8 protein-coding genes are annotated in these 6,033 nt (G+C 40.1%); 2 read left to right on the top strand and 6 right to left on the bottom strand.

The window, feature by feature from the left end; all coding sequences use genetic code 11:
* Positions 1-176 precede the first annotated feature (176 nt).
* Entirely contained in the window at positions 177-863 is a 687-nt protein-coding gene (locus QSE00_RS07860; RefSeq protein WP_110357778.1) for a DUF4294 domain-containing protein, read from the bottom strand.
* Between the two features lie 104 nt (positions 864-967).
* Between QSE00_RS07860 and QSE00_RS07855 the strand changes: the two genes are divergently transcribed.
* Both QSE00_RS07855 and QSE00_RS07850 read left to right on the top strand, forming a co-directional pair.
* Positions 968-2,056 (top strand): M42 family metallopeptidase, encoded by a 1,089-nt coding sequence (locus QSE00_RS07855; protein ID WP_286105525.1) that lies wholly within the window; start codon positions 968-970, stop codon positions 2,054-2,056.
* A 76-nt stretch (positions 2,057-2,132) separates the two neighbouring features.
* On the top strand, positions 2,133-2,681 hold the full coding sequence (locus QSE00_RS07850) for an NUDIX hydrolase (RefSeq protein ID WP_286105524.1): 549 nt from the start codon (positions 2,133-2,135) through the stop codon (positions 2,679-2,681).
* Here QSE00_RS07850 and hisS read toward each other — a convergent pair.
* The 5 genes from hisS to rpsF all read right to left on the bottom strand — a co-directional run bounded on the left by hisS (position 2,676) and on the right by rpsF (position 5,837).
* On the bottom strand, positions 2,676-4,052 hold the full coding sequence (gene hisS / locus QSE00_RS07845; RefSeq protein WP_286105523.1) for a histidine--tRNA ligase: 1,377 nt from the start codon (positions 4,050-4,052) through the stop codon (positions 2,676-2,678). The two genes, QSE00_RS07850 and hisS, sit on opposite strands and share 6 nt — an antisense overlap.
* A gap of 64 nt (positions 4,053-4,116) precedes the next feature.
* Positions 4,117-4,587, bottom strand: coding sequence for a DUF6495 family protein (locus tag QSE00_RS07840; protein WP_110357787.1), 471 nt, complete (start codon positions 4,585-4,587; stop codon positions 4,117-4,119).
* Positions 4,588-4,727: 140 nt separating this feature from the next.
* Positions 4,728-5,183: a 50S ribosomal protein L9 gene (rplI, locus tag QSE00_RS07835; RefSeq protein ID WP_110357774.1), complete on the bottom strand. Its 456-nt coding sequence runs from the start codon at positions 5,181-5,183 to the stop codon at positions 4,728-4,730.
* 13 nt (positions 5,184-5,196) lie between these two features.
* Positions 5,197-5,496: a 30S ribosomal protein S18 gene (gene rpsR, locus QSE00_RS07830; RefSeq protein ID WP_176225701.1), complete on the bottom strand. Its 300-nt coding sequence runs from the start codon at positions 5,494-5,496 to the stop codon at positions 5,197-5,199.
* Between the two features lie 2 nt (positions 5,497-5,498).
* Positions 5,499-5,837, bottom strand: a complete 339-nt coding sequence (gene rpsF, locus QSE00_RS07825) for a 30S ribosomal protein S6 (RefSeq protein ID WP_110357773.1) — start codon at positions 5,835-5,837, stop codon at positions 5,499-5,501.
* Positions 5,838-6,033: the final 196 nt, after the last annotated feature.

Raw genomic sequence — 6,033 nt, 5'->3', positions numbered from 1 at the left:
GGAGAACAATTTAACACTTTTTTCCCTGACCGCAAAACACCGAAACGTTAAAACAGGAACGCCCCCCCTAAGTGGACATGCCAGCCCAAGACCGCAGGCCGAACGGAACGGCAAAAAGAGGGGCACACAATACATTTTCTTAAAATAGTTCGGGGAATATAGAGAATTACACACCCCTACTCCTTAGACTTTTTCTGGTCTTTCCAGATATTGGTAAGGGTAGCATAATCGTATTCCAATACGGAAGGTTGCCGTTCCAAACTGAAATCCGCAAAGGCCCGTTGCAAAATATCCTCAATAAGGTAATCCTCGTGCACCAGATCGGGATGGAATTCTTCCTTGATACTAATGTTGAACATTTTAGCCGTGGTATTGTACCAGAAAGCACGCCAGCCACTCCGCAACTCTTTTACCAGGTCAAAGGCCGTAATCCCCGTTTGCCTATAAATGAGCTTTACCAAAATCTGCCCTTCGGTACGTGTCAGTTTCTTTAATTCCTCGGAAAATTCGTCCTCAATAAATTTTTGAACCTTGCGGGTAAACCTCCTTTTATGCGAATTCTTCTTTATATGCTCCAAACTATCATTAAGCTCCACCAACCTCTCGGCAGCCAATTTGGCATATGGATACACCTTCATAGTCTTCCTCCTTAGTATATAATAGCGTAACTTATCGTTATAGGAGGAGAATTTAAGCCTACCAAATACATAAACCTCATTTAGCGCAATGGAACTTTGAAGAATGGAATCGCCTTCCATTATTACATACTGTTCTGCCAATGAATCCAAAACCTCCTCCTGAACCTGCGACATGCCGCAAAATGCCAATAATCCACAAAGTATTGTTAACAGTCTCTTTTTCATTGAATCTAATTATACAAAAGCCAGGCCAAAATTAAGGATAAAGAAAGAATGTTATTATTAATTAAAAGTGAATATTGTTAAGTTTGTATTCAAAATATACGTAAATGAGCGCAAAAAAGATTCTTACCAAAAAATCAATGGATTTTTTAGAAAAATATTTAAACAATGCCTCCCCCACAGGTTACGAATGGGAAGGGCAAAAATTATGGATGGAATATCTGAAACCATATGTGGATACTTTTATTACCGACACCTACGGCACCGCTGTGGGAGTTATAAATCCCGACGCCAAATACAAGGTGGTCATTGAAGGGCATTCCGATGAAATATCGTGGTACGTAAACTACATCACGGACAATGGACTGATCTATGTAATACGAAACGGTGGAAGCGATCATCAAATTGCCCCCTCAAAATGGGTGGACATCCACACTAAAAATGGAATTGTAAAAGGCATATTTGGATGGCCGGCCATTCACACCAGGGACAGCTCCAAAGAGGAATCCCCTAAATTGGATAACATCTTTATAGACATTGGTGCCAAGGATAAGGCCGAAGTGGAAAAAATAGGGGTACACGTAGGATGTGTCATCACCTATCCGGATACCTTCCAGGTTCTAAACAAGGATAAATTTGTTTGTCGTGCCATTGACAACCGAGTGGGCGGCTTTATGATCGCCGAGGTGGCCAGACTTCTCAAGGAAAATAAAAAATCCCTTCCGTTTGGACTTTATATTACCAATTCCGTACAGGAAGAAATTGGACTAAAGGGGGCCGAGATGATTACCCATAGAATAAAACCGAATGTCGCCATTATCACCGATGTTTGTCACGATACTACCACCCCTATGATAGAGAAAAAGAAACAAGGCCATACCGAAATCGGTGCAGGCCCTGTAATCTCCTATGCCCCGGCTGTACAGAACAAACTCAGGGAGCGGATTATTGAAACTGCAGAATCCAGTAAGATCCCCTTTCAGCGTATGGCTGCCTCGAGATTTACCGGCACGGATACCGATGCCTTTGCCTACAGCAATGGCGGAGTGGCCTCTGCCCTAATTTCACTTCCACTTAGATATATGCATACCACGGTGGAAACGGTTCATAGGGACGATGTTGAAAACGTAATTAAACTTATCTACGAGACCCTTCTAAACATTAAGGAAGGCGAAACTTTTAGTTATTTTGAATAGCACCGTACAATCCTCCCTTTGGGGAGGATTTTTTTATATTGTATAATTGGCCAATTATTAGATCATATAGTTTTAAATGGATGAATTAATAGACGTATTGGATGCCGACGGAAATTACACGGGTAAATGCATCATGAAATCTGAGGCGCACAGAAAGGGGATTTTTCACCCTAGTATCCATGTTTGGCTTTATAACAAAAACGGAGAAATACTTATTCAACAGCGGGCCAAAAACAAAGATACCCATCCAGGACTTTGGGATGTATCCGTTGCCGGACATATAGGAGCCGGTGAAGACATAGTGGAATCTGCCATTAGGGAAGTAAAGGAGGAGATCGGTCTTGACATCAAAAAAAAGGATCTTCATAAATTAGGTGTGTTCAAATACAGCCACCAACATCATCAAGATTTATTGGACCATGAATTCCACCATACATTTTTATGTGAACTGAAAGTACGCTTGGCAACACTTGAAATGCAGGAAACAGAAGTAGACGATCTTGCCCTAATTTCATTGCCCCTGTTCCGAAAAGAATTGGAAAGCAGGGTCATTTCCAAAAAATATGTGCCTTATGACATGGAATACTACGAAACCGTACTCAATGCCTTGCAAAAACGGCTATAATTTGTTTATAAAGTCCCCTACCCTTTCCATACTATAGGTTTCCTGCCCCCCTTTAACCATGTCCTTGACCACAAAGGACTGGTTGCTCAATTCCTGCTCCCCTATCAATATCACATAAGGCACATTCCTTTTGTTGGCATATTTCATTTGTTTCTGCATCTTGGCACTGGAAGGGTACAGGTCACATTTTACACCAGCCCTCCTTAATTGATTAACCAGTTTTAAAGAAATAAATGCTTCCTTGTCCCCAAAATTAACACAGAGCACCTGTAATGATTGATCTATGGCTTCCGGGAAAAGCCCCAGCTCCTCCAATACCAAATAAATTCGGTCCAATCCGAAGGAGATGCCTACCCCGCTCACATCCCTAAGGCCAAAAATACCGGTAAGGTCATCATAACGACCACCGCCGCCAATAGAGCCCATACTTACCCCTTCCGGAGCGGCCACTTCAAATATGGCCCCCGTGTAGTAATTAAGGCCCCTGGCCAGTGTAACATCTATTTTTAAATTGGCAGATTGCAGTCCTAGTTCCTCCAAGGTTTCAATGATAAACCTTAACTCCCCCACTCCTTTGCTACCTTCCTCGGAATCCTTTAGCAAGTTCTCCAAAGCCGATAACTGCTCCAGATTACTGCCGTTTAACGCAAATAAAGGGGCTGCCTTTTCAATGGCTGCATCAGAAATGCCTTTTTCCCTCATTTCCTTGGAAACCCCATCAATCCCTATTTTATCGAGCTTATCCAAAGCCACGGTAAAGTCGATCAACTTATCGCGTTCCCCGATTACGTCTGCAATCCCGGCCAAAATCTTCCTATTATTGAGCTTAATGGTAACCCCTTCCAACTTCAAATCCGTAAATACAGCATCGTACAACTGTACCAATTCCACCTCTTGCAAAAGGGAATCCGACCCCACTACATCCGCATCGCACTGAAAAAATTCACGAAAACGCCCTTTTTGGGGTCTATCGGCACGCCATACCGGTTGAATCTGATATCTTTTAAAGGGAAAGTCTATTTCATTTTGGTGCATTACCACATAACGGGCAAAAGGCACGGTAAGATCATAACGGAGGGCTTTTTCCGAAATCCTTGAAGTTATGGCACTTGAGTCTTTGGTAGCATACAGTTCATCATTCACCTTGTTCAAGAAATCCCCAGAATTCAATATTTTAAAGATCAATCGATCGCCTTCATCTCCATATTTTCCCATTAAGGTTTCCGAATTTTCAAAGGACGGGGTTTCAATAGGTTGAAAACCGTAGGTTTGAAAATGCTTTTTTACCACTTCGAAAATATAGTTTCTCTTATTGACTTCGGATGGGGAAAAATCCCTGGTCCCTTTAGGTATGGATGGTTTTTGTGCCATTGTTTCTAATTCTGCTGTAAATATAACGGATTGTGGAATTTTGCCTATGTCGGATCAAACAAAATTAACCAATTAGATTATCAAACCATTTATATAGTTCTCCTTTGGTAATTACGGCTCCCTGCTTTATCAAATTAAACTTATCCAGATTTTTGTCGGCCGAATAAGCTTTGGAGGCCGTTAAATATTCTACAAAATCCGATTGATAGTTTTTTCTAAACCAAGAAAAGCCTTCTTTGGTACTTAGATCAATATCCGGATTCATCACCTTTACCGAAATAAGTTTCATTTCCTTTTCTTCCGTATGGAATAAATGCATTTGCTGGGCAGATATATTTTCCAGAAAACGTACTTTGGACAATACACCTTCCCAAATTAGATCGCTAAAAATATCCAGCTCCTCTTCGGCCACCTCCGGTTTTTCCGTTTTCAACTTTTCCCATTCCTCCCCTGTGATGGATTGTGTAGCCAAAAAATTGATAAACTCTGGGTGCAACTCCTCTAGCTGTTGTCTTGTTAATCTTAAATATTTCATTTTGCCACTAAATTTCGAAATCGCCCTGCCCATGAAACCAGGACGAACAAATAGAACAATTGTTTACGGTGAATTTTAAGGTAATTAACATAAAAAAGGCCACATAAATGCGGCCTTTCTTATTACTTATCCGGATAATTTTATCCTTTTGCCTCTGCAATCACTTCAAATGGGAAATCGACTATTACATCTCTGTGCAATCTTATTTGAGCATTGTAGGGACCTGTTCTTTTAACGGCTCCACCCTGAATGATAATATATTTCCTATCAAGGGAGTGTCCAGCTTTTTCCAAAGCGTCGGCCAAATCCATATTGGTAATAGATCCAAATAATTTATCACCGGCACCAGCTTTTGCAGCAATCTTGATTTCCAATTGCTTAATGGCTTCCGCTGTCTTATTGGCAGCATCAACAACCTTCTTCTCTTTATGGGCCCTTTGTTTTAAATTTTCTGCCAACACCTTTTTGGCTGATGGCGTAGCTAAAGAGGCCAATCCTCTTGGAATTAGGTAGTTTCTACCAAAACCATTCTTAACGTTCACCAAATCATCTTTAAAACCTAAGTTTTGTACGTCTTCCTTTAATATAAGTTCCATCGTCCGTTTCTTTTTATTTTAATAAATCGCCAACATATGGCATTAAAGCTAAATGACGCGCTCTTTTTACAGCAACGGCCACTTTACGCTGATATTTCAAGGAAGTTCCAGTAAGTCTCCTTGGAAGCAATTTACCTTGCTCGTTTACCAACTTTATTAAGAAATCAGGATCCTTATAATCTACATATTTAATACCTGATTTTTTGAAACGACAATATTTCTTTTGAGTATTGGTCTCTATATTAAGAGGAGTAAGATATCTAATCTCTCCGTCTTTTTTACCTTTTGCCTGTTGTTCTATTGATGCCATAATCCTTACGCTTTAGCTTTTAACTTTGTTCTTCTTCTTTCTGCCCATGATACGGCATGCTTGTCTAATTTTACGGTCAAAAAACGCATAACCCGTTCGTCCCTTCTGAATTCCAATTCGTAAGGGGCAACAACGTCGCCTTCAGCTGTAAACTCGAACAAATGGTAAAAACCACTTTTCTTGTGTTGGATCGGATAGGCCAATTTCTTCAGCCCCCAGTTTTCTTTGGCTACCATTTTGGCACCTCTGTTAATTAAGAAATCCTCAAATTTCTTAACTGTTTCCTCTATCTGAACATCAGATAGAACGGGATTTAAAATGAAAACAGTTTCGTAATTGTTCATATGTTTAAAAATTTTTAAGTGTGCAAAAGTAATTATTTTTTGTTCATATCACAAGAAAATGAAAAAATCTTCGTTATACCTAGAGAAAACATAATATTGAACTTAACCAAAAACAATTAAACTATGGTCATTGCCATTTACACAACAATTACTGCAATGTTTACAACTTTTGTTGTACATCAGCGTGATTTTTAAG

It is taken from the genome of Arenibacter flavimaris (genome assembly GCF_030291335.1).
GTDB lineage: Bacteria > Bacteroidota > Bacteroidia > Flavobacteriales > Flavobacteriaceae > Arenibacter.
Note: the sequence above shows the minus strand (reverse complement) of the source record. Positions and strands in the feature narration are given on the sequence as shown.